19 protein-coding genes and 1 pseudogene are annotated in these 23,659 nt (G+C 38.4%); 5 read left to right on the forward strand and 15 right to left on the reverse strand.

Annotation, left to right across the window (positions count from 1 at the left end):
• Nucleotides 1-14: 14 nt before the first annotated feature.
• The 4 genes and pseudogenes from ACG9ZL_RS18185 to tatA form a co-directional block, all read right to left on the reverse strand.
• A pseudogene (locus ACG9ZL_RS18185) lies at nt 15-2,187 on the reverse strand (PhoX family protein).
• Nucleotides 2,188-2,770: 583 nt separating this feature from the next.
• Nucleotides 2,771-3,553, reverse strand: a complete 783-nt coding sequence (gene tatC, locus ACG9ZL_RS18190; protein WP_056514073.1) for a twin-arginine translocase subunit TatC — start codon at nt 3,551-3,553, stop codon at nt 2,771-2,773.
• Nucleotides 3,550-4,005, reverse strand: coding sequence for a Sec-independent protein translocase protein TatB (gene tatB / locus ACG9ZL_RS18195; RefSeq protein WP_419361042.1), 456 nt, complete (start codon nt 4,003-4,005; stop codon nt 3,550-3,552). The genes tatC and tatB overlap by 4 nt, the downstream gene beginning before the upstream one ends.
• Before the next feature lie 17 nt (nt 4,006-4,022).
• Nucleotides 4,023-4,247: a Sec-independent protein translocase subunit TatA gene (tatA, locus tag ACG9ZL_RS18200; RefSeq protein WP_419361045.1), complete on the reverse strand. Its 225-nt coding sequence runs from the start codon at nt 4,245-4,247 to the stop codon at nt 4,023-4,025.
• 174 nt (nt 4,248-4,421) lie between these two features.
• Between tatA and ACG9ZL_RS18205 the strand changes: the two genes are divergently transcribed.
• A complete protein-coding gene (locus ACG9ZL_RS18205) occupies nt 4,422-5,297 on the forward strand; it encodes an AEC family transporter (protein WP_419361048.1) in 876 nt (291 codons plus the stop codon).
• Nucleotides 5,298-5,430: 133 nt separating this feature from the next.
• Here ACG9ZL_RS18205 and rdgB read toward each other — a convergent pair whose 3' ends face one another.
• The 11 genes from rdgB to ACG9ZL_RS18260 form a co-directional block, all read right to left on the reverse strand.
• Nucleotides 5,431-6,054, reverse strand: coding sequence for an RdgB/HAM1 family non-canonical purine NTP pyrophosphatase (rdgB, locus tag ACG9ZL_RS18210; RefSeq protein ID WP_336954553.1), 624 nt, complete (start codon nt 6,052-6,054; stop codon nt 5,431-5,433).
• Between the two features lie 84 nt (nt 6,055-6,138).
• Nucleotides 6,139-6,636, reverse strand: coding sequence for a hypothetical protein (locus ACG9ZL_RS18215; protein WP_419361051.1), 498 nt, complete (start codon nt 6,634-6,636; stop codon nt 6,139-6,141).
• 27 nt (nt 6,637-6,663) lie between these two features.
• Entirely contained in the window at nt 6,664-7,041 is a 378-nt protein-coding gene (locus ACG9ZL_RS18220; RefSeq protein WP_105713372.1) for a nuclear transport factor 2 family protein, read from the reverse strand.
• Nucleotides 7,042-7,125: 84 nt separating this feature from the next.
• Entirely contained in the window at nt 7,126-7,722 is a 597-nt protein-coding gene (locus tag ACG9ZL_RS18225) for a tetratricopeptide repeat protein (RefSeq protein WP_004726515.1), read from the reverse strand.
• Nucleotides 7,719-8,312 (reverse strand): methionine biosynthesis protein MetW, encoded by a 594-nt coding sequence (metW, locus tag ACG9ZL_RS18230; protein ID WP_004726517.1) that lies wholly within the window; start codon nt 8,310-8,312, stop codon nt 7,719-7,721. Before metW ends, ACG9ZL_RS18225 begins: the two co-directional genes overlap by 4 nt.
• Nucleotides 8,312-9,472 carry a homoserine O-succinyltransferase MetX gene (metX, locus tag ACG9ZL_RS18235; RefSeq protein ID WP_004726519.1) on the reverse strand — a complete coding sequence of 387 codons (1,161 nt, stop codon included), beginning with the start codon at nt 9,470-9,472 and terminating at the stop codon, nt 8,312-8,314. The genes metW and metX overlap by 1 nt, the downstream gene beginning before the upstream one ends.
• Nucleotides 9,473-9,920: 448 nt before the next feature.
• On the reverse strand, nt 9,921-11,618 hold the full coding sequence (gene leuA, locus ACG9ZL_RS18240) for a 2-isopropylmalate synthase (RefSeq protein WP_336954557.1): 1,698 nt from the start codon (nt 11,616-11,618) through the stop codon (nt 9,921-9,923).
• 279 nt (nt 11,619-11,897) lie between these two features.
• Nucleotides 11,898-12,998 carry an alpha-hydroxy acid oxidase gene (locus ACG9ZL_RS18245; RefSeq protein ID WP_419361054.1) on the reverse strand — a complete coding sequence of 367 codons (1,101 nt, stop codon included), beginning with the start codon at nt 12,996-12,998 and terminating at the stop codon, nt 11,898-11,900.
• Nucleotides 12,999-13,060: 62 nt separating this feature from the next.
• Complete coding sequence (locus ACG9ZL_RS18250) at nt 13,061-13,744, reverse strand: Fe2+-dependent dioxygenase (protein ID WP_004726525.1); 684 nt, start codon at nt 13,742-13,744, stop codon at nt 13,061-13,063.
• A gap of 72 nt (nt 13,745-13,816) precedes the next feature.
• Entirely contained in the window at nt 13,817-16,156 is a 2,340-nt protein-coding gene (locus ACG9ZL_RS18255) for a TonB-dependent receptor (protein ID WP_419361057.1), read from the reverse strand.
• A gap of 418 nt (nt 16,157-16,574) precedes the next feature.
• Nucleotides 16,575-18,800, reverse strand: a complete 2,226-nt coding sequence (locus tag ACG9ZL_RS18260) for a TonB-dependent receptor (protein ID WP_419361059.1) — start codon at nt 18,798-18,800, stop codon at nt 16,575-16,577.
• A gap of 431 nt (nt 18,801-19,231) precedes the next feature.
• Between ACG9ZL_RS18260 and tig the strand changes: the two genes are divergently transcribed.
• From tig to ACG9ZL_RS18280, 4 genes are all read left to right on the forward strand, one after another.
• Nucleotides 19,232-20,563 (forward strand): trigger factor, encoded by a 1,332-nt coding sequence (gene tig / locus ACG9ZL_RS18265; protein ID WP_004726530.1) that lies wholly within the window; start codon nt 19,232-19,234, stop codon nt 20,561-20,563.
• Nucleotides 20,564-20,751: 188 nt separating this feature from the next.
• Entirely contained in the window at nt 20,752-21,363 is a 612-nt protein-coding gene (gene clpP / locus ACG9ZL_RS18270; protein ID WP_004726532.1) for an ATP-dependent Clp endopeptidase proteolytic subunit ClpP, read from the forward strand.
• Nucleotides 21,364-21,399: 36 nt separating this feature from the next.
• Entirely contained in the window at nt 21,400-22,710 is a 1,311-nt protein-coding gene (gene clpX, locus ACG9ZL_RS18275) for an ATP-dependent Clp protease ATP-binding subunit ClpX (protein WP_336954562.1), read from the forward strand.
• Nucleotides 22,711-22,874: 164 nt separating this feature from the next.
• The gene (locus ACG9ZL_RS18280) at nt 22,875-23,624 is read left to right on the forward strand and encodes a DUF2846 domain-containing protein (protein WP_336954563.1); all 750 of its coding nucleotides are present in this window, start codon (nt 22,875-22,877) and stop codon (nt 23,622-23,624) included.
• The last annotated feature ends 35 nt before the right edge of the window (nt 23,625-23,659 follow it).

Genomic DNA, 23,659 nt, shown 5'->3' on the forward strand with positions numbered 1-23,659 from the left:
AAAAATAAATTTAATTAACCCGCAATTACACCGCCATCTTTACGAGTAATGACGACCGTTGCCGAGCGTGGGCGAGCAGTCTTGTTGCTTGGATCTTTTTGTGATGCAGGCCAGTTACTTGATGGTTTATCAAAGCTAGGTGAGTCTTCACCTGGATGTTGAACATTGATAAAAATGGCTTTGTAGTCGGGTGTCATGGTGACACCCGTGATTTCACATTGTTTTGGACCTGTTAGGAAGCGACGCAGGTTTTCATCAGTGACTTGTTTACCCACGATCGTTTCTTGCCCAGCAGATGTTATTGCTTTTGCACCATCACCGACTTTACCAGGGAGTGCAGCAAGCATCATACAGTTGGTGGTATCTGTATAAGCACCATCATCCGTTTGAATCCAAAGTACACCACGTGGGTCGAACCACATACCATCTGGTGAAGATAAATCATTATTATCATTTAACCCAGACAAGTTGATGTTACTGGCCATTTTTGCTTCAGCACCAAAGAGGTAGATGTCCCAAGTAAAGCTTTCAGCTGTAGTTTTATTATCTTTTTCATGGAAACGGATAATGTGACCATTTACATTGCCTTTACCACCTTCTGGGTCGCTATAGTTTCGTGGATTTGCGGCATCTAATGCATGTGCTGTACCACGGTTCGAGTTATTGGTTAGTGTGACATAGACTTCACCATTCTCTGGGTTCACCGCAACCCATTCTGGACGATCCATTTTAGTGGCTTTGACTGAATCACCGGCTAAACGTGCAAAAGTAGTGACATCGGCTTGAGACTTGAAAGGATAGACGGTATTGCTATCATTTAAACCGTTTTTACCATACGCCAATTCAATCCATTTACCTGTACCATCATTATTGAACTGCGCAACATATAGCTTGCCACTGTTCATATATTTATCGCCAGCGCGATAGCCACCATTTACATCTTTTGCATCCCACTTCGCATCAGATACAAATTTGTAGATATATTCGCCACGTGAGTCATCGCCCATATAGAAGGCTAGATTTTCTCCTTCGATTAAACGGCTTGAGCGACAGTCTTCATGCGCAAAGCGACCTAAAGATGTTCGTTTAACGGGGTTTGAACGACTATCGAACGGATCGATTTCAACAATCCAACCAAAGGTATTTGCGCCGTTTCGATAATCTTTGTCTGCGGAGTCAGCAGTAATTGAAGAGTTCCAGCGGTCATATAAGTCTTGGCTTTCGATTGCCCCAATCGCGGTTTCCCAGCCATAACGTGAGCTGGCACCATCTTTTAAACCATAGCGATTCAGTGCGATGATCTCAGCCGCACTACGTTTTGCATCATCACCTTTATTACGCACAAAGTATCCAATAAAGTTTTCTTCTGTGGTGAGGTAAGTTCCCCAAGGGGTATAACCATTACCACAGTTATTATGTGTGCCGCGTGTTTGCTTTGCTGAGCTTGAGTATTTGGTTTTCACCAAGTCTGAACCTGCAACTGTGCCTGCAAAGTCCATGACCGTTGACGCTGTAATACGGCGATTAAATGGAGAGCTTTTAACAATCTCTACTTTTTGTGTAGTTGCATCTTTCTTTAATTCAATGACGGAAACACCATGCGCATTGACTTCACGAATCACTTCATCTTCTGGGCGACGACCATTTACTTTTGTTGCACCTTTAGGATGTAAGAAGGTTTGATTAATGTATTCATGATTCATGATTCATGACCAGTAAGCCACGGTTTGACGCTTTAGCATCATATTTAGAGCTATTGGAATTTAAGCCAAAATAGCTCATACCATCATGACAATCGCCTGAACGCGCTGTAAAGCTGACCCCTGAAGGAACATTGTTATCATCCCAGTCAGGGATCGTTTGCATTAATGGATCACCTAAAGCATAAAGCACATTTGCTTCATAACCAGCAGGAACAGTGACGATGTCATTGAGGTTTTTTGCAACAGGGTTAAAGGTGAATTTTTCTGGTTTTTTGACGATCGTTGTTGGGGTTGAGTTATTGTCATCGTCGTCATTACAGCCGACTAGGCTCGATGCTAAAGCGAGAGCAGCTGCACCACTTGCTGTTTTTGTAATTAAACTACGACGAGAAATCCGTTGTTCTAAAATGTCACGGAAATGTGTGTTATTCGAAGTATTGTTATCTAACTCTTGATTTTCATGATATGGCGTGAGGTCTGTCATACGATTCCCTTTGGCTTTAAGTCTTGATTAAATGTGATTTTGATTCAGCTTAAAAACATACAGAACAAATGTGTAAGATCTCTTACTCTTATATTTAATATTGGTTAAATTTAATCTTATTTTAAGAAAGTAATAGGATTGTCATATTTATATTTAGACCATTACTCCGTTGTTCAATTTCTATAAGAATGTAGGTTATGACTGATTAAGCATGATATCTGCTTAGTGAATTGAATAAACTGGATTAACTTTCAATTGTTTTAAAAAATAGAGATTTTTAACAAAGAGCTCTTAATAATAGGCTTCTTTTATAAACGCTTATCAAAAGCATAGATCAGCATAAAATCGCTCTCATCCTATCCGTCTCACGAGGGGAGAAGGAACTTTCGATCGCAATATAATTCACTCAACATGATCATTTTTCGACTTGTGAAATAGATCTAATGTATTTGAATAAAAGGGCAGAAGATTAAGCAATAGACTTGTTTTAATAATTGTTTCTAAAAAAGAATTTAACAAACTTAAAATAAAAATGACCTCAAAAGAAGTCATTTAAATATTAAAAAGTTTTTTATTTTGATAGTTAAGCATCTACAGTTTTACGTTTTTCAATCACTTTACCCAGCAATAAACCCAGCTCAAATAGCATCCACATTGGAATTGCGAGCATGATCATTGAAATTGCATCTGGTGGGGTAATAAACATAGACACGAAGAAACATCCCACCACGATAAAGCGACGCTTTTCAGCCAATGTTTTAGTGGTGACGAAGCCAACTAAAATTAAAACTAAAGTAATAATTGGGATTTCAAAGGTCACACCAAATACCAAAAATAATTTTAGACAGAAGCTTAAATAACTATTGATGTCAGTCATTGGCGCGACGGTTTCTGGTGAAACACTGATAAAGAAATGCAGGATGGATGGCAATGCAATAAAGTAAGCAAAAGCGATCCCTGAATAAAACAGCACAATACTGCCAAACAACAATGGAAATGCTAGATTTTTTTCTTTTTCGTATAATGCAGGTTTAATAAACGCCCAAAGTTGATAGATGATAAAGGGCATCGCCAACATCAGCGCAATAAAGAAGTTTAACTTAAACGGCGCCATGAAGGTTGCTGTAACATCAGTTGCAATCATGGTTGAGGTTGCAGGTAATTGTTTTCTGAGTGGTTCTGATAACGCAATATAGGTCTTATTGGCAAATGGCAATAAACAAAAAAATATAGCGATGAGCGCGCCAACAATTTTAAATAAATGCTTACGTAACACCATCAGGTGTTGAGTAATCGGCATCGCATCTAAAGGCGGCGTCTCGGTAGATGAGGCATCATGTACTTGTGGTGCTAATGAGTCGCTCATACAGCCACCTTCAATTGCGGTACTTCTTTAACAAGAACAATTTGTGGTCGAGTTACAGTACAGTTTTGTTTATCTAACCAAGTCTTTGACATATAAATAGCGGGAACCGTAATATCAAGTTTATGATAAGTCGTGTGAATTTTTCTATTGTCTGTTATTGCGAGATGACTTTCTTGTTCTACAGCAATTTTTTGTTGCTGTAACTCCTGCATCTGAGCCTGCATTTTTTGTTCAAGTTCTTGAATTTTTTGCATCTCTTGTTGCATTTGTTCTCTAAATTCAGAAAGACGTAATTCACGGTCGATGTCATTTTGGACACTACTAATTGCACGTTTAAATTTGCTATACCATTTGGCAGCAAAACGCGCAGCTTCAGGAAGTTTATCTGGTCCCAATACCAACAGAGCAATGATCCCAAACACTAACAGTTCTGAAAATCCAACATCTAACATGATCTACGCCTCACCGATTAGTGTTTTACTGTAGAGTTCACATCAGTATTGCTTGTTTGATGTTCTAGGGTACGCGTTTCAGTCAGTGAAGCAGTTGTTGTCTCTTCTTCTTTAATTGATTTCTTAAAATCTTTGACGGCACCACCAACATCTTTACCTAAGTTTTTCAGCTTTGATGTACCAAATAGTAGAATCACAACAATTGCAAAAATAAGTACATGCCAAATCGATAATCCAGCCATAGTTTTAACTCCTATTTAATAACAGCTATAACAACAGTTATCCATGACAAAAAAGTGACACTAATATTTCAATTTAAAGACAGACAATATTTATAAATTATTTTGATATGTTAAACATCATCTGTATTTGGAAAATGCTAGTATGTTCATGATTTGAGAATAAGGTGTTGTATTGTGGCTTTGTTATTTCCAGTTTTATCATTTATCTGTGGGCTGATACTGGCAAATAGCAAATTTTCAGTAAACTTAAAATCACTCATGTCTTTGCTGTTGGCTCGCTTATTTATCCCGATTGTGATTATTTACAATATGGTATTTTATAAATCGGGCAGTATTGCTTTAATTTTATTTGCTTTTTTCTCATGCTTTACGCTTTTCTTTATTTATCTCACGCTGTCTAAAGATCGTTTAGCTTCATTGTGTTTTAGCTATACCAATATGGCATGGCTCGGCTTTCCGATTGCCTTGGCTATATTTGGTCCAGACAATAGTATGCTGATGATACCACTCTATATCGGGGTTTCAATTTTTGGAAACTCTTGGGCTGTGACTTCGGTAAGTTCAGCCCCGCAATCCAAACAATTGCTTATCAAAAAAGTACTGCAATCGCCACCTGTGATTGCCTTGATCATTGCAGGGCTTTTACGTTGTTTTGATGTGCAACAGTTTCAGACAAATGATTGGATTAATTGGATTTATACTCTGGCTAAATGGAGTATGAGTTTTACTGGTATGTGTGTATTGGGGATGTGGTTAAGAAAAACCAAAGTCCATATCGAGGATTTACTGTCCAGTACTAAGCTCGCAATATTAAAGTTAGTTTGTGGTGTTGTATTGTGCAGTCTGGCTTATTTCTTTTTACCTGTTCCACAGATCCATCAATATATTGGGGTGATGTTTTTACTGTTTTGTTTACCGCCAGCTGCCAATATTGTCGCATTGGAAACCCACTATCAAGGCACTGGGGTTTCAGCAAAATATATTGCTTCGGGAACGATAGTCAGTTGTGTGGTATGCATCCTATATGGTGTGTTGATTCATTTTTTATAGTTTTATCGGTTGATTGGTTTATTTTGCTTCGTTTTAGATAAGTTTTAGCGATATCCATCATATTCCTCCTTTGCTCAAAGGCGAGGAGGAATCTAACAAAATCGTATGATTTTAAACGGCTGGTTTTAACTGCTTATTTCAAGCTTGCTTTAAACAATTGCATCGCCTGACCACGATGGCTAATTTTGTTCTTTTCTGCTTTACTCATTTCTGCGCTTGAAATATTTAGCTCGGGTAACCAGAACAGTGGGTCATAACCGAAGCCATTTTCACCTCGAGCTTGCTCTAGTACTTCACCTTGCCAGATCCCTTGGAAAATTTGTGGTAAAGGGTCATCTGCATGTTCAACCAATGCCAATACACACACGAACATTGCTTCAATCGCTTGATCGTCTTGGCGTAAAGGCTTAAGGTTTTCCAGCAATTTTGTATTATTGGCTGCATCATCGCCATGTTCACCTGCATAACGTGCAGAGTAAATTCCAGGTGCTCCACCTAATACGGGAACGCAAATCCCAGAATCATCAGCAATCGCAGGTTTACCTGAAATACGGCTCGCATGACGTGCTTTGATAATTGCATTTTCAATAAAGCTTAAGCCATCTTCAATCGCGTCTTCGATATTCAGTTGACCTTGAGGAATCACTTCAACGGGTAAAGCCAATTCAGCAAACAATTTTTCAAATTCAGCAATTTTGCCTTTGTTATTGCTTGCGAGTACCAGTGTTCCTTGTGATAACCAATCTTTTGATGACATGATGCAGACTCAAAATTTAAAATTGAGATATTTTAACTTAATCTGTGTCATAAAATGCGGCTAAATTCTCTCGTCCTTTACGCTTTACTGGATATGTTTTGCTTTTGCGCTAATGCGTTTGTCTAACTGTTGTTTTAAATCGAGAACATCCTCATTTTTCATAAAACCTAGTCCAACATTGAGTTTCTGTTTGCTGTTATCTTTCATGATAAAAAGTAAATAGTATTGTCGATCAAGTAAGGTATTTTTGAGCTCAACTTCATAGATCTCTGGTATTTTAATGTGTTTTTTAATGATCACTCTACCTTTAAAATCAATGCTTCTAATCATGTCTTGGGAGAGGGTTAAAATAGGACGTTGATTGCTAAATATCTGAAAAGCTTTATTACTGAAAAAATAAGCAATGAGACCCAATGGCGTAACAAGAAATAGCGAAAAGAGACTTTTTAAGCCATTCTTCCATTCAAATATTTCCAAGATTAAAAGCACGGTCGCAGCCCAAAAGGGGCAGGCCAAAATTCCAGCAAAAATCGCCAAAGGAATTATTTGTTTGCGTGAAGCATAATATTTTTTCTTTTGCATATTTTTCCATACATAGAAGAACTCGATTTACTTCTCAAATGCACAAGTGGTGCCTTGGTGGAAAATCATTTGCCATATACCGTGATCATTCATAACCCAAATTGAACTGCGTAAAGCCACATTGTATTGAGCTTGAGTTGCCACATTGATTTGATGGCTTTGATAGGTCAGTAAAACGCTATGATCAGATAACGACTGAACTTGAAAATCCTGTGCTTGAATGATGTCGGTATCTGTATCGTTTAAAAGTGCTTCAATCATTTGGGCTTTATGCACAACCCACCCTGATTTGGTAATTTCTTTAAAATCTGGATGTAACCGTTGATCAAGTATTTGAAAGTTTTGACGATCACGATGATGCAACCCGCATTCATATTGAATTAATTGTTTGAATAGGTCTTGCATTGTCAATAATCCCAGTTGAAATACTTAAATGGATAGCAGTAAAAAAAGCACCCGAAGGTGCTTTTATGATCGATGAAAATCAAATTATTGAGCTTGAATCCATTGATCTGCACGTTGTGTTGCAGTACGAATTTGGTCTTGAGTTAAGTTAGCAGCCAAAGCAGTTTTTTTGGTTTGCGACATGTTAATTACTTTATTGTCTAACATACCATCACGTGTAGAAAGCTCATACCACTGATAAGCGCCCATGTAGTTTTTCTTTTGCTCTTCCATCACCGCAAGATTAAAGCTTGCGCGGTTATCGCCGTGGCTTGCTGCTTTTTCAAAGTATTGACGCGCAGATGTTTCGCTTTTAGAAACGCCTAAACCATCAGCATACATACGACCAACATTCAACTGAGCCGCAGAAATACCTTGGTCAGCCGCAGCTTTAAACCATGTAAATGCTTGTTTAAGGTCTTTAGATACACCGCCAGTACCAGCCTGGAAATGTGTTGCTAAATAAAATTGTGCAGCAGGTTGACCAGCTTTGGCTGCTTTTTGCAAATCTGTCACATTCATATGTGCATATTGTGCTGCCATTGCTGATACAGATTGTTGTTGCTGCGGTACATAGTCCGCATGGGCTTGAATACTCACTAGCCCAAAAAATAACGTACTGCCTAATAATAATTTCTTCATAGAGCGCTCACTCGATAAATAGCGACTTCGCCGAACAAATTTGGTATGGCTTTACTTAAAAAGCTACCTTGTTGGTTCCCATTTACAGCGAGTCGATCAATAATTTGAATCTGATTTTCAGCACATAATGCTTCAAAATCACGAAAGGTGCATAAGTGGATATTAGGTGTATTGTACCACATATACGGTAAGGCATCAGAAACAGGCATCTTGCCTTTCAGTGCAAGGAAAGACCGTGTTTTCCAATACGCAAAGTTAGGAAACGTAATAATTGCTTGTTTCCCCACACGCACCATATCGCGCAGAAGCACATCAGGTGCATCTACAGCTTGCAAAGCTTGTGCCATAACCACATAGTCAAAAGACTGGTCGGCAAAGCGTCCCAAACCGAGGTTTAAGTCTTGTTGTATAATATTTAACCCTTTGCTGACGGCAATTGCAATCTTTTCTTGATCGATTTCTAGCCCGTAAGCATGAATTTGCTGTTTTTTGCTCATTTGTGACAATAATTCGCCATCACCACAACCTAAATCGAGCACACTTGCACCAGCATTGATCCATTTTTCTGCAAGCTGTTGGTCAATACGCATTACAAAGCCTCCTTAGGTGTTGAATTAAGGTGTTCAATACCACCTAAAAATGCACGTAAGGATTTGACGTACAAGGGGATAGGGAATAGGAATGAGTCATGGCCCTGCTCAGCATCAATATCCAAATAACTCACAGGTTTTTGATTGGTAATCAAGGCGTTGACAATCTCTTGCGAGCGTTCTGGGCTAAAACGCCAGTCTGTTGTAAATGACACTACTAAAAAGCGACATTTGGTATTTGATAGGGCTTTAGTGAGTGACTGTTCATATTCACGTGATGGATCGAAATAATCCAAGGCTTTGGTCATGATCAGATAAGTATTGGCATCAAAGTTTCGACTGAATTGTTCGCCTTGATAACGCAGATAGCTTTCAACTTGGAACTCAACATCGAAACCATACATAAACTTGCCTGATTTTAAATCACGACCAAATTTTTGTTTCATGGCTTCTTCAGAAAGATAGGTAATATGACCCACCATACGTGCCAAAATTAAGCCACGTTTTGGATAACTATCGAGTTCTAAATAACGGCCATTGTGAAAATCTGGATCAGACAAAATAGACTGACGTGCCACTTCGTTAAATGCAATATTTTGTGCGGAAAGCTTTGGTGCACTGGCAATGATGACACATTTTTGTAAACGGTCAGGATAGTCCACAGACCATTGTAAAGCCTGCATGCCACCTAAAGAACCACCAATGATTGAATACCAAACATCTATCCCTAAGCGGTCAGAGAGTAGGGCTTGGGTTTTAACCCAATCACGTACTGTCACTAATGGAAAGTCAGGACCATAAGGGCGATTTTCATTTTCAGGGTTAGGTGAAGTGGGTCCCGTTGAGCCACTACAACCTCCAATATTGTTGAGTGCGACCACGAAAAACTTCGAAGTATCAATGGCTTTACCTGGCCCAATACATGCATCCCACCAGCCTGTTTTTTTATCGTCTTCGTGGTGATAGCCAGCCGCATGATGATGTCCTGAAAGTGCATGGCAAATCAAAATTCCATTTGATTTATCTGCATTGAGCTCACCATAGGTTTCCACCATGATTTCATAGCGTGGCAATACTCGACCACACTCAAGCTCTAACGGTTCTTCAAATTCAAACTTTTGTGGAGTAACGAGCCCCACTGAATCAGCTGGAAAAGACACTGGAAATGTTCACCTTAAAGTTTTAGAAGGTCGATAAATTACGAATATTAGAGATATCTAAGACATCTATATAGCTAATAAATTAATGATATTCCATGGTTTTCACAATAGTGTTTTATCATTAAAGTTCACTTTCAGAATGAGTGATGATGTCTAGAGCGATAGTGAGTCGAAATGGAATGTCTTCACTTCACTGGCTTTAACTTATTTTCCATTTTGGAAAATGAAATGCAAAGCTTTGCAACAGAACGATCTTATGATCACTACGGAACTTACTCGCTACTCATTCACAGCTGTCTGATCTCAAACAATCATGGATGAAATTTCCACGTATTTTTTATCTTTGAGAGGCATAAAGCTATTCGAGAAAGTCACTTGCTAATATCCATGAATGAAAGAAAGGATACCACTAGGGGCATCCTTTCTAAAGTCTTTTAACTGATATGGCTTATACAGCAGCTGCGATGACTTGTTCAGTACTTAAAACACCTTGGTCAATCAAACGATTGGTTGCGGCAATGATTGCTTCAATTGAAGAGGTGACGATATTATCATGTACACCAGCGCCGAATGCAGATTTACCTGTGCCTTGGACTTGAAGTTCGATCAATGCCAACGCTTTTGCATGTGCGCCTGAACTGATACTGCGTTCTTCGTAGTTTAAGACATCAATTGGTAATTGAAGTGCATTTAAAATCGCAGAAATTGGACCATTCCCTTCACCACGTAAGTGCTGAGTTTCACCATTGATGACCACATCAAGTTCAATCACTTGACTACCATTTTCATCTGACAATCTATAGTTTTTTGCTGAATAATGTGCATCTTTTGCAGCAACGTAGGTATCTTTAAACAAGGTCCAAATTTGTTGAGCTGAAACTTCAACGCCTTCTTCATCTGCAACTTGCTGAACAATTTGTGAGAATTCAATCTGTAAGCGACGAGGTAAAACCACGTTATAGTTAGATTCTAGCAAGTAAGCAATACCGCCTTTACCCGACTGTGAGTTGACACGAATCACCGCATCATAATCACGACCTAAATCTTTAGGGTCGATTGGTAAGTAAGGCATATCCCAAATTTCTTCATCTTTTTGGAACTCAAAGCCTTTTTTAATTGCATCTTGGTGAGAACCCGAGAATGCAGTAAAGACTAAATCACCTGCATATGGATGACGCGGATGTACAGGCAAACCAGTACATTCTTCTATTGTGGCAATAATCTCGTTAATGTTTGAGAAATCTAACTCACATGCCACACCTTGTGTGTACATGTTTAATGCAATTGCAGCCACGTCAACGTTGCCAGTACGTTCACCATTCCCAAATACACAACCTTCAACACGATCAGCACCAGCCATGATCGCTAACTCAGATGCTGCAATACCACAACCACGGTCATTGTGACAATGCACTGAAATAATCACACCATCACGACGTTTCAAATTACGATGCATCCATTCGATTTGGTCGGCATAGACATGCGGACCTGAAACCTCAACAGTTGCAGGTAAATTTAAAATAACTTTATTGTCAGGCGATGCTTCCCAAATTTCAGTCACAGCATCACAAATATCTTTAGCAACCTCTAATTCTGTTGCTGTAAAACATTCTGGGCTGTACTGGAAAATAAATTCAGTTTCAGGCTGTTTGGTTGCATATTCTTTTACTTTGCTTGCCGCATTCATTGCCAATTGCTTTGCACCATTGACATCAACATTCAATACTTTTTTACGGAAAGTGGGTGAGTTTGAGTTATAGATATGCACAATGGCGCGTTTCGCACCTTGTAAGGCTTCAAAGGTGCGTGCAATTAAATGATCACGGGCTTGCACCAAGACTTCGATATAAACGTCATCTGGAATATGACCTTCTTCAATCAACTTACGGGTGAAATCAAAATCAATTTGTGAAGCTGAAGGAAAGCCAATTTCAATATGTTTAAAGCCAATTTTGACCAACATTTCAAACATTTTGAATTTTTGTTCGATGTTCATTGGTTCGAAAATCGCTTGGTTACCATCACGAAGGTCGGTACTCATCCAAATTGGCGCTTTATTGATTTCGTTATTTGGCCATTGACGGTCAGGCAAGTCTACACGTTGGTACATGCGACGATATTTTTTACTTGGATCAGCCAACATCATGAGGGAACTCCTTGTGTAGTTGTTGTTGCTCGTCTCTTGGGTAAAGGCAACTTACTACAAATATAGATTGTGTCTATCTGTTCAATTTACAAGTGTTTTTATGATGAAAACACTTATAAATTTTCATAAACTTATACGTGGGTAGCACGAGATAAATCTAAACACTGATAACTTACAAATGGTTTAACTTGAGATTAATTCTAAAACAATTATCTTGGAAATAATTTCCTTAATTTGCATAAAAAATATCAGTTGAGAGAAAAATTTTCTTTGAATGTCTTAATCTTGAAAAATATATTCTTGATTGATTTCTTTTACGGTAGCTGTTCCCATTAATGCCATGGTAATTTCAAATTCTTCCTTTAAAATTTTAATCACATGGGCGACACCTAAAGCACCAGCAACAGAGAGCCCGTAGATCGCAGGACGGCCAATCAGCACCGCAGATGCGCCTAATGCCAATGCTTTAAATATATCTGTACCACGACGGATTCCACCATCCAAAAGCAAAGGAAAATCATGAGGAACAACGGCCTTAATTTTTGCTAAGGCGATCAGTGGGGAAATACTCGTATTGAGTACCCGCCCACCATGATTGGAAACGATTAAGCCTTTTACTCCGATTTCGACTGCTTTTTTTGCATCGAGTGGATGTAGCACACCTTTTAAAATTACAGGCAAATGGCTATGGGCAATTATAAATTCGATATCTGCCCATTTGGGTGCAATTTGCATTAAGCCATTGAATACTGGATGTTGATGCTCAGAAATTTCGGGTAGAGGAATGTGGGTGGGGGTATGGGGGTGTTGCATGCCTTCTGGCAATTGGAAATTCACCCGACGTTCACGATCACGAATCCCTGTATGCGGTGAATCTACTGTAATCACAAGCGCTTTAAAATTTTGTTGTTCTGCGAGTCGAACTAAGGCCAATGATTTCTCACGATCACCTTGCCAATACAATTGAAACCATTTCAAAGGGTTTTCTTGTTTTAAACTTCGCATATCGGTATTGGTGAAAGTGCTCAGTACAATATTACTTCCTAAAACTTCGGCCGCTAGTGCAGCCGCAGCTTCGCCGTCAGGGTGGAACAATTGTTGATGTCCAATCGGTGCAAGAAAAATTGGATGAGAAAAATTTTGTCCTAAAATCTCACATTCGGTCGAGCCTTGAGTTAAGTCATTGAGCAGTCTTGGAATCAGTTGAATATTTTTAAATTGTTGTAAGTTTTCTTGAACACTTTGCTCATCCATCGCCCCACCTTGCAAATAGTGCCAAGTGTTTTCAGGCAGATGCTGTTCTGCTTGTTTCTCGTAATCCGCAATGGTCTGTAAATATGCTGGAATTTGAGTGAGTGGTGCTTGGATTTTTTTACTCATTTATTGATTGTCCAAATTTATACAAAACACTTTCATTACAATAATGACTTGCAAGCTAAAACTTATAAATCACTCCATTCACGTAGAAGGTTGTGATAGATCCCTGTAAGACTAATCACTTGCTCATGTGTAGCAGATAGCTCGATGGTCAGCTTTTGAATATTTTGATCTAAGTCAAAGAGAATTCGTCGTTGCGCATCGGATGATACAAAGCTTTGTACCCAAAAGAACGAGGCAATACGTGCACCTTCAGTGACTGGGTTGACCTGATGTAAACTGGTAGAAGGATAGACAATTGCATCGCCAGCTGGAAGTTTTACTTCTTGTGTACCAAAAGTATCTTCGATCACCAGTTCGCCGCCATCATATTCATCGGGATTGGTGAGAAAAACAGTGCAAGACACATCTGTCCTTAAGTACTGATTGAGTTGAGGATGGCGACGGATAGCATTATCAACATGCATCCCAAAATTTCCACCGTGTTGATAACAATTAAACAGCGGAGGTAAAAATGTTTTTGGAAGTGCGGCACTAAAGAACAAAGGATTTGCGTTGGCAGCATTTTGAATGATTTGTCCAAGTTCTAATGCTTGTTGAGAATCTTGAGCCAGTTGTAAATTATTTTTTAAATGTGCAGATTGATAGCCTGTTGTTACTTTTCCATCTGTCCACTCTGCTTGAGAAAGTGTCTGACGACAATGATTTAGTTCATCCAGACTAAGTAAATTTGGAATATGTAAAATCATGATTTTCTTCCCCAAAAAAGAAACAGCGCCTGATGAATCAGACGCTGAATTTTAACATAGATTGATTAAATCTTAGAACTTATAGTTGATGTTGAATACGCCTTTGCGACCCTCACCAGGCATTGCCCAACCATTGTTACGGATATGGGTGTAGTACTTCTCATCGCTTAAGTTTTGCCCCAATAATTGGAAACTTAAATCTTTGTTGTAGCTGTACGTTACAGAAGCATTGTGAATCACATAATCTTCAGACTTGACCTGTGGCACAAGATTATTCGTCGCTGAACGTGTACTTAAATACATTTCACCTTGATAGGTTAAGCCATAGCCAGCTTGCCACTGATCATTGAATTGATACGTTGTCCATAAGCTGCCTGAAACTTTAGGAACATTGACCAATTTGTCACCTTTTTGGAAGTCAATATTCGGTGAACCATTGACTTTAGTTTGGTCGTATTCTCCTTCCATATAAGCAGCACTAGCTGTGATGTTCCATTTTGGCGTAATTTCACCGGCTAAACCAAGTTCAACACCTTGTACATAGTTTTTACCATCTAATTTGGCATCTGGTTGTCCAGGTATATCATTGGTTACACGGACTTTATCTTGTTCATTACGAAATACTGCGGCAGACACTAAGAAGTTAGGATTTACTTGCCACTTTGCCCCCACTTCATAGGCAACTGCATTTTCTGGGTCTGTACTGCAAGAATTTGCTGTGATTGCATTGTTGGTAATAGTTTGAGAACAGCCACCACTTGCAGTATTTTGTACCGGCTTTTGAGCATTAGCATAAGACAAATAAAGACTAGTTGCTGGTGTTGGTTTAAATGTCAAACCTACATTATAGGAAATTAAATTATCAGACTGTTTATAGTTTTGACCACGAGTTACCGCTGCATTAGTTGTTGAAATAGTATCTGAACGATATTGACCGTCAGTATAATCATTACGCACACCAAGGTTAAGTAACCATTGTTCACCAAACTTTAAAGTATCAAACAAATACGCTGAATAAACATTTAAGTAGCCTTCAGCAACAGCTGTTTTACGGAAATTTGTTGGACCATACCAAAAGTTATCTGGATTGTACACATCCATGTAAAGCGGGTTAGTAATAGAACTGCCTGCTGATGAACCATTTGAATTATATAAAAAGCCAGCTGTGGTAATCTCATAGTCTTCACGGCTAAAGCCAACCCCAGCAACAAGAGCATGATCGATAACCCCAGTTTTGAATTGCACATTGATGTTGGTGTCATTGGCAAATTGCTTATTATGGGTATCACGATAATAACCACGTGGACCAGAAATATAATATGAACCCTTTGGAACAGTAATCGTGGTTGTACCAGAAGTTACATTACAATTTTTATATCCAGTTTGGTTGGTATTGGTCAGTGCTGTTGGTGATGTGCCATCTGCTAAACAAAATGTTCCTTGTGGTGCAGAAACAGTTGCTTTTTGTTGAATATCACTATAACGAGTAATGGAGTTCAGTTTTGCGTTGGGACTGATCTCGCTTTCTACTTTAAATGTGACAACCTGATTTTCAATATCTTGTTGATCTAAGTTGCTATAGCCATAGTTATTTTTATCTGAAATCCCTTTGACAGGTTTGCCATTATAATAAGGAACGCCGTACTGTGGATCATTTTCATCTTTTTGATATAAGTAAGATAAAGTTGCCTTGGTCGTATCGCTGATTCCAAAAGTAACCGATGGCGCAATTCCCCAACGTTTCATTTCTTCATCACGACCCGCATAGGTGTTTTGATGCCCCATTATATTTAAACGAAATGCTAAATCTTCATCTACAACTTTATTAAAATCACCGGTAAAGCGTTTATAGCTATCTGAACCAAAACCTAAAGTAACTTCATTGCTGTCACGATTCTTAGGTGTTTTAGAGACTAAATTGACACCCCCACTGATTTGTCCTACACCATTTTCAACAGAATTCGCACCTTTGATGATTTCAACAGCTTCATAGTTGAATAAATCAGAACGGTTGGTTAATGCTGCATCACGTAAGCCATCTACAGTTGTGTTATAGGTTGCATCATAACCCCGTAGGTTGATTTTATCGCCATAACCACCACCACCTTCGCCAGCACCAAAACTAATGCCTGGAGTTGTTGCAAGGGCTTGTTGTAGTGAAAGTAAGCCTTGATCTTTGAGTGCTTTTTCCGTGATGACCTGAACAGTTTTAGCGGTATCTAAAATGTTTTCTGTACGTTTAGTTGAAGATGTTTTTGCTGCTAAATATGCAGTATTTTGTTCTGCACGAGCTTGAATAGTAGGAAGTTGTACTGTTGTGTCTTCAGTTGCTGCAAAAGCTAGATTGGGTAAAGCAATTGCAAGTGCAACTGTTTTAACTTTTTTGTTTTTTACAGAGTATTTTTGAGCCATTTTTTGCGTCCATCGCAGGTTGTATCAAACTTACCCAATACTGCTCAGGAAACATCATGTCGCAATAATGGAGAAATTGTTAGGGTGTGTAACCAGTGTTGCGAATTCTAATGATAATTATTTTCATTAACAATAAATATAAATGATTATTCATACGGAAAAACTGTTTAATCTATTAAATATAATTAAAGAAAACTATAGGGGATATGATTGATGGAGTTTGATCATATTGCTGAAATTTAAAGTATTTTTACTTTTTGGTAAAAAGTAACTATTGGAAGTTATAGAATTATTTTTTAGTGAGGATTAACAACAATGAGATTTATCTTTAATAAAAGACACAACGAGCTAAATTATCGGTAAAAAATGGCCCCTATGAGCAGGAGCCATTTCACTTTAATTTTTAAAATATTAACTATTAATATTTAAAGTTAATTGATAAAACAGCATTACGACCTTCAGCTTCAGTTGCATAGTGAGATGCATAGGCTTTAGTAAAATAACGCTTGTCTGAAAGGTTGTTTACATTAAGCTGTAAATCAACATTTTTGTTAATGTTGTAACGAGCCATTGCATCATAACGTACATAGCCAGATACATACTTAGTATTTGCAGCATCACCATAGACTTTGTCCATACCTAATGCACCAGCACCAACAGTTAACTGTGGAAGCACTTGATACGTTGTCCAAAGTGTTGCAGAGTTTTTAGGTACGTTAGGAAGTTGTTTGCCTTTCGCAGGGTTAGGGTATGTACATGTCCCAGCACGATTACATGACGGGCCAGGGTTGGTCATTTCACTGTCTAGATAAGAGTATCCAGCTGTAATATCCCATTTGTCTGTAATTTTACCTGTAGCACTAAGCTCAATACCATCAACTTTACTTTCACCGCCGTTGGTGTAGGTACCAGCATCTAATTGGATACGAGTATTTTGTTTTTCTGTACGGAATACAGCAGCTGTTAAGTTTATGCGATCATTGAAAAGATCCCATTTAGTTCCAACTTCATACGTACGCGCTTCTTCTGGCTTTAAGTCCATATAAGCTTGTCCGATCGCTTCTGAACCATCACCACCATCAACACCCACTGGGTTGGCTGATGTTGCATAGCTTGCATAGATTGAACCATTTTTCATAGGTTTATATGTCAAACCAGCTTGGTAAGTAAAAAAGTCTTTATTATTTTCTAGTTTTGCGCCTGTTGCATTCGTCACTTGCTCAGTGTCAAATTTGTCCCAACGAACACCTAGATCAAGTAGCCATTGTGGATTAAATTCAATATTGTCAAGCAAATAAACTGATGTAACTTTTGTTGTAGTCGTGGTGGTATTACGATTAGCAACTGCAGAACCTAACCATTCTTCTTTCGAATTTGGATTTGTTAAAGACGTACACCACGCATCATTGATTTTACAATCGCTGTTGAAACCACCAGTTGTAGTACCTGTATAACCTGGATAAGTAGTTGTATAGCTGCCTTTATCTGATTTTTGATCACTATATTCTGCACCAACATTAAACTTATGCTTAATTGCACCAGTGTTAAATTTACCAGTCAATGCAAGTTGATCTGTGAAAATATCTGTGTCAGTAATACGTGAGTTAATACGACGCCAAACTTTATCATTTAGGACATTACCTTTTGAGTCATCTGGTTGAGTCCAAAGATAATCATTCGTTGACTTGTTATACACTGCAGTATTGGTAATGGTTAAATTGTCAGTTAAATCATGTTCTAATTTAATTGTACCAATTTGGTTTTCTTGTTTTTGAAAATCACGATCATGTAAACCATAGTAAATGCCTTGTTTAACATCTACAGGCTTACCAAAAGTTGCTTTTTTCGAAGCATCATAATTATATGGCACACCCGAATCTGGTGTATCGTCTGACTTTAAATAGTAATAACTTAACGTTGCACGAGTCGCTGTATCTAAGCCAAAAGTAATACTTGGTGCAATACCAGCACGTTTATATTCTGCGCCGTCATGTTGACCCGCTTTCTCATTTTGGTGTCCCATTACAGCAATACGAGCAGCAATCCCATTACCAAAATCTTTATTGCCATCTAGGGTAATACGTTGGTAGTTATCTGTACCACCCGCAACAGAACCCTCTAAAGCATCGCCTTTTTTAGCGACTTTAGAAATCATGTTTACACTACCACCAACCGAACCAGCACCACCAAGTGAAGATGCTGACCCTTTAATAACTTCTACTTGTTCTACTGCAAACATTTCACGGTTTTGCGAAGTGGAATTACGCACACCATCCACAAACATAGAACTTTCAGAGTTATAACCACGAATAAATGGACGGTCACCATTTGGGTTGCCACCTTCACCAGCGCCAAGAGTAATTCCTGGAACTGTACGAAGTGCATCTGCCAGTGTTGTTACTTGAGTATCTTGAATCAGTTGTTTTGAAATAACAGATACAGATTTAGGTGTATCCAAAAGTGGCGCAACAAATTTTGTATTGGCAGACTGATCTACTTTTAAACCTTGTTCAGTCGTTGCTTGTGCTTTAATTGTTGGTAGTTTTGCGATTTCGTCTTGAGCGATGGCTGACGTTGCAATAACTGAAAGAGATGAAGCGATTGCTGTAGTAACAATCTTTTTGCGTGATTTGATAAAAGACATACTTAAACTCACTAAGAGTAGTGCAAATTTGTATGCGAATAATAATGATTCTTATTGTTTATTTCATCTGTTTGAAATTGAATTTGTCGATAGTTTTAAAAGTTTATGATGAGAAAATGAATTGAAAATGTATTGAATTTTCACTTAACTTTTTGAATTTTATCTATTTAGCTTTATTTTTGGATATTTCAAAATGTAAATAAATTTATTCTATTGTCACTAAAGTATTTGAATTTGGTAAATTTCTCAAAATATGCGGATTTCTGCCTTTTGACTACAAAGAAGGGGATTTGTTTAAAAAAGCGACATAATGGGGAAATCCGTGACCGAAATAAAATGATTTACACAGGTGTTTTGTATATATTCAAATGTTGTCATATAATGTGGCACTTTTTGAAAAACTGTAATTATTAAATTCTATCGAGGAAGCCATGCAAGTAACTTCTGAAGCGGTTTCGGGCGTTGCCCGTCGTTTAAATGTATCTGTACCGACGAGCCGTATTAACGAGCAGTTTGAAGCTCGCTTGAAACGCACTGCCAAAACTGTGAAGATCAACGGCTTCCGTCAAGGTAAAGTGCCAGTAAACGTTGTACGTCGTGAATACGGCGCTGGTATTTACCAAGAAGTTGTAAACGACATCATTCGTGACACAGTATTTGAAGCAATTCAACAAGAAAAAATCAACGCTGTTGGTATGCCAAACATCGACAAAGTTGAAAACAAAGATGATGCTTTAGTTTATCAAGCTACAGTTGAAGTTTATCCTGAAGTTGAAGCTAAATTTGAAGGTCTTGAAGTATCACGTAAATCATCTGAAGTAACAGATAAAGACGTTGATGCAATGCTTGAAAACCTTCAAAAGCAACGCGCTGAATGGACTGAAACTAAAGGCATGGCTAAAAAAGACATGCAAGTAACTTTCGATTTTGAAGGTACTGTTGATGGTGAGAAGTTTGAAGGCGGTGCTGCTGAAGACTTTAAACTTGTTTTAGGTTCTGGTCGTATGATCCCTGGCTTCGAAGACGGTATCGTTGGTATGAAGAAAGGCGAAGAGAAAGTGATTGATGTAACTTTCCCTGAAGATTACCAAGCTGAAAACTTAGCAGGTAAAGCGGCTCAATTTAAAATCACAGTTAAACTTGTTGAAAAACAAAAACTTCCTGAAATTGATGCTGAATTCCTTAAAATCTTCGGTTTAACTGAAGAAGAAGGCGTAGAGAAATTAAAAGCTGACGTTCGCAAAAACATGGAACGTGAAGTAAAAAATGGCCTACGGAACCAAGTAAAAGGTGCAACTTTTGATGCACTTGTTGCTGCAAATGACGTAGAAGTTCCTGAATCTATGTTGGCTCAAGAAATTGATCGTCAACGTCAACAAATGATTCAACAATTTACTCAGCAGTTTGGTGCTCAAGGTGCTAAAGCATTTGACAGCAGCATGCTTCCTGATGAATTGTTCAAAGAACAAGCTGAAAAAGCAGTTAAACTTGGTGTATTGGTAAGCAAAGTATTGGCTGATGCTAAACTTGAAGTAGATCAATCACGTGTTGATGCTTATATCGAAGATATGGCTTCTTCTTATGAAGATCCAACTGAAGTGATCGAATATTTCAAAACTGATAAGCAACAACGTGCTCAAATCGAAGGCGTAGTGTTAGAAGATCAAGTTGTTGATCATATCTTAGCTGCTGCTAAAGTAACTGATGAAGTTGTTAGCTATCAAGATTTGTTAAAAGAGCAACAAGCGCGCCAACAAGGCTAAATTGTTTGATCTAAAAAAGGCGCTTTGGCGCCTTTTTTTATGAGCTTAAACATGGATTTAATCATTCCATTCACAATACTTATGCAAAAAATATCTGATATTAAGTTGGGAATATTTTGCATTTTCAGCAATTATCCCTCATATTGTGAACATGAGTGAAGTAACAAGAATTCAGGAATAAATAACGTATGTATGTTCCATCAATTGAAAGCGCTTTGGTGCCAGTAGTCGTAGAACAATCTTCACGTGGTGAGCGTTCTTTCGATATTTTTTCACGTCTTTTACGTGAACGTGTGATTTTTTTAACTGGTGAAGTTGAAGACAACATGGCGAATCTTATTGTCGCGCAAATGCTGTTTTTAGAAGCTGAAAATCCAGATAAAGATATCCATTTATATATCAATTCACCTGGTGGTTCAGTGACTGCGGGTATGGCAATTTACGATACGATGCAATTTATTAAGCCTGATGTAGTGACCTATTGTATGGGGCAAGCTGCATCTATGGGGGCTTTCTTATTAAATGCTGGTGCAAAAGGTAAGCGTTATTGCTTGGAAAATGCGCGTGTGATGATTCACCAACCATTGGGTGGTTTCCGTGGTCAAGCATCGGATATTGAAATTCATGCACGTGAAATTTTATTCATCAAAGAACGTTTAAATCGTTTAATGGCTGAACATAGTGGTCAAGATTACGAAACTGTCGCTAAAGATACAGATCGTGATAATTTTATGACTGCACAGCAAGCAAAAGAATATGGTTTAGTGGATCAGGTATTAAGTAAACGACCTCAAGACTAAACATTTATAGATAAGATTTAAGAATTTGGAGTGAAAATGTCCGATCTTCCTCAAGGACAAAAGCATTGTTCATTTTGCGGTAAAACGCAGTCTGAAGTCGGTAAGCTGATTGCAGGCGAGGACGCATATATTTGTAATGAATGCGTGGATGTGTGCTTAGACTTAGTGCAAACGAGTCAACAGGTGGAAACAGGCGATTGGGCAACACGTCCATTGCCAAAACCACATGAAATTCGTGCGGCTTTGGACCAGTATGTAATTGGTCAAGACACAGCAAAGAAAACACTTTCAGTTGCAGTGTATAACCATTACAAACGTTTAAAAGTATCTCAGACAGGGCATAAGCCTAAAGATGCAGTTGAAATTGCTAAAAGTAATATTTTGCTGATTGGACCGACAGGTTCAGGTAAAACATTGCTAGCACAAACACTTGCACGTTTGCTTGATGTACCTTTTGCAATGGCGGATGCAACAACTTTGACCGAAGCTGGTTATGTTGGTGAAGATGTTGAAAACATTATTCAGAAACTTTTGCAAAAAGCAGATTACGATGTAGAAAAAGCACAAAAGGGTATTATCTACATTGATGAAATTGACAAGATTACCCGTAAATCTGAAAACCCTTCGATTACACGTGATGTGTCTGGCGAGGGCGTGCAACAAGCATTGTTGAAAATGATTGAAGGTACGGTTGCGTCAATTCCGCCTCAAGGTGGACGAAAACATCCACAACAAGAGTTTATTCAAGTTGATACTGCAAATATCTTGTTTATCTGTGGTGGTGCGTTCTCTGGTCTTGAAAAAGTTGTGCAACAACGTCAAGAAAAAGGTGGCATTGGTTTCACGGCAGACGTAAAGAATAAAGACGATAGTAAGAAAGTATCTGAATTATTCCGTCAAGTTGAAGCCGCAGATTTGGTGAAATTTGGTTTAATTCCAGAATTCATTGGTCGTTTACCTGTGATTGCAACACTTGAAGAACTTGATCAAGACGCGTTGATGCAGATTTTAACTGAACCAAAAAATGCATTAACGCGTCAGTATCAATATCTCTTTGAGATGGAAAATGTAGACCTTCTTTTTGAAGATTCTGCTTTACGTGCGATCGCGAAAAAGGCGTTAGAACGTAATACAGGTGCGCGTGGTCTGCGTTCTATTTTGGAAAATGTATTGCTTGAAACGATGTATGACTTACCAAGCCGTTCAGACGTTGGTACTGTGATTATCAATGAAGCTGTTATCAACGATAAAGCTGAGCCAGAGTTTAAGCCTGAACGTCAACCCAAGCATGAAAATACTGAAGTTGAAAAAGTAGACTTGAAGGTGTTGGATACAAAGTCAGCTTAAAAGCTGGGTTTCGATTCATCCTCAGTGCAATTCATCTGAAACGTGCAAGTAGCTTGACTATTTGCACGTTTTTTATTTTTAAATGGTCATTGAAATGTTAAGCTGGCTGTAGACAATAGGGTTTATTAAAAACGAAAATAAAAAATACGCGGTGAGGGAAAATCATGCGTTACATCGGTCTAGTCGTTTTGATCAGTTGTGGGTTGGCAGCTTGTCAAAGTCATCAATCTGTTGAACAGCAACCAGCAAAAGTTGTCTCAACTTTAGAGCCAATCGATTTCAAAAAAGAAGATTCGTTGGTTCATGAAAAGCTGGAACAATATAAAGTTGCATCATTTTCTACAGGGTCTTGGGTCAATCAAAAACCGGGGCAATATTTTAAGCTGGTTAAACCTCAGAATCCTCAAGCTGCAATTGTGTATTTTTATCGACCTGATAGTCGTTGGAATAGACAAGAAATTATTCCAAACAATTTTTTTCTGAATGGTAAGAAAATTCCAAGCTTGATCAGTAATCATTACTACTGGATTGAACTGGCTGAGGGGGATTATAAGTTAAGTCTCAGTCGTCCATTAACTGTTTTTCATTTCCAGAAACCCAAAGTTGCTTACTTCTCAGTGGAAGCTGGCGGGCAGTATTTTGTCAAATATGAAGAAGAAAAGTTTCGCGGTGGACCAAATGGTGAAGCTGGGTTATTGCGTGTAGGGCCTTTAATGCAAATGCCTACCCGACAAGGACTAAAAGAAATTTCAATGACTCAATTGAAGACACCTGGTCTTAATTTTGTCGCAGAAATGACTGCGGATGGACGATTGATCAAACCTAAAGAAAAAATCAAAGGTGAGCCATACAAAGTGAGTGATGACGTACATTTGGGGCAGCAGTTTAAACTTTGGAATCCAATGACTTGGTAATCTATCGCTAGATGCTGCTTGATATAGAAAAGAGA

It is taken from the genome of Acinetobacter legionensis (assembly GCF_048551735.1).
Classification (GTDB): domain Bacteria; phylum Pseudomonadota; class Gammaproteobacteria; order Pseudomonadales; family Moraxellaceae; genus Acinetobacter.

Bases quoted from the DNA above. Each gene is read 5' to 3' on its own strand.
- ACG9ZL_RS18255 (WP_419361057.1), bottom strand. From the start codon at position 16,156: ATGGCTCAAAAATACTCTGTAAAAAACAAAAAAGTTAAAACAGTTGCA.
- leuA (WP_336954557.1), bottom strand. From the start codon at position 11,618: ATGATGTTGGCTGATCCAAGTAAAAAATATCGTCGCATGTACCAACGT.
- clpP (WP_004726532.1), top strand. From the start codon at position 20,752: ATGTATGTTCCATCAATTGAAAGCGCTTTGGTGCCAGTAGTCGTAGAA.
- tatB (WP_419361042.1), bottom strand. From the start codon at position 4,005: ATGTTAGATGTTGGATTTTCAGAACTGTTAGTGTTTGGGATCATTGCT.
- ACG9ZL_RS18280 (WP_336954563.1), top strand. From the start codon at position 22,875: ATGCGTTACATCGGTCTAGTCGTTTTGATCAGTTGTGGGTTGGCAGCT.
- rdgB (WP_336954553.1), bottom strand. From the start codon at position 6,054: ATGTCATCAAAAGATTGGTTATCACAAGGAACACTGGTACTCGCAAGC.
- ACG9ZL_RS18220 (WP_105713372.1), bottom strand. From the start codon at position 7,041: ATGCAAGACCTATTCAAACAATTAATTCAATATGAATGCGGGTTGCAT.
- tig (WP_004726530.1), top strand. From the start codon at position 19,232: ATGCAAGTAACTTCTGAAGCGGTTTCGGGCGTTGCCCGTCGTTTAAAT.
- ACG9ZL_RS18260 (WP_419361059.1), bottom strand. From the start codon at position 18,800: ATGTCTTTTATCAAATCACGCAAAAAGATTGTTACTACAGCAATCGCT.
- ACG9ZL_RS18250 (WP_004726525.1), bottom strand. From the start codon at position 13,744: ATGATTTTACATATTCCAAATTTACTTAGTCTGGATGAACTAAATCAT.
- tatA (WP_419361045.1), bottom strand. From the start codon at position 4,247: ATGGCTGGATTATCGATTTGGCATGTACTTATTTTTGCAATTGTTGTG.
- metW (WP_004726517.1), bottom strand. From the start codon at position 8,312: ATGCGTATTGACCAACAGCTTGCAGAAAAATGGATCAATGCTGGTGCA.
- ACG9ZL_RS18215 (WP_419361051.1), bottom strand. From the start codon at position 6,636: ATGCAAAAGAAAAAATATTATGCTTCACGCAAACAAATAATTCCTTTG.
- ACG9ZL_RS18245 (WP_419361054.1), bottom strand. From the start codon at position 12,998: ATGAGTAAAAAAATCCAAGCACCACTCACTCAAATTCCAGCATATTTA.
- clpX (WP_336954562.1), top strand. From the start codon at position 21,400: ATGTCCGATCTTCCTCAAGGACAAAAGCATTGTTCATTTTGCGGTAAA.
- tatC (WP_056514073.1), bottom strand. From the start codon at position 3,553: ATGAGCGACTCATTAGCACCACAAGTACATGATGCCTCATCTACCGAG.
- ACG9ZL_RS18225 (WP_004726515.1), bottom strand. From the start codon at position 7,722: ATGAAGAAATTATTATTAGGCAGTACGTTATTTTTTGGGCTAGTGAGT.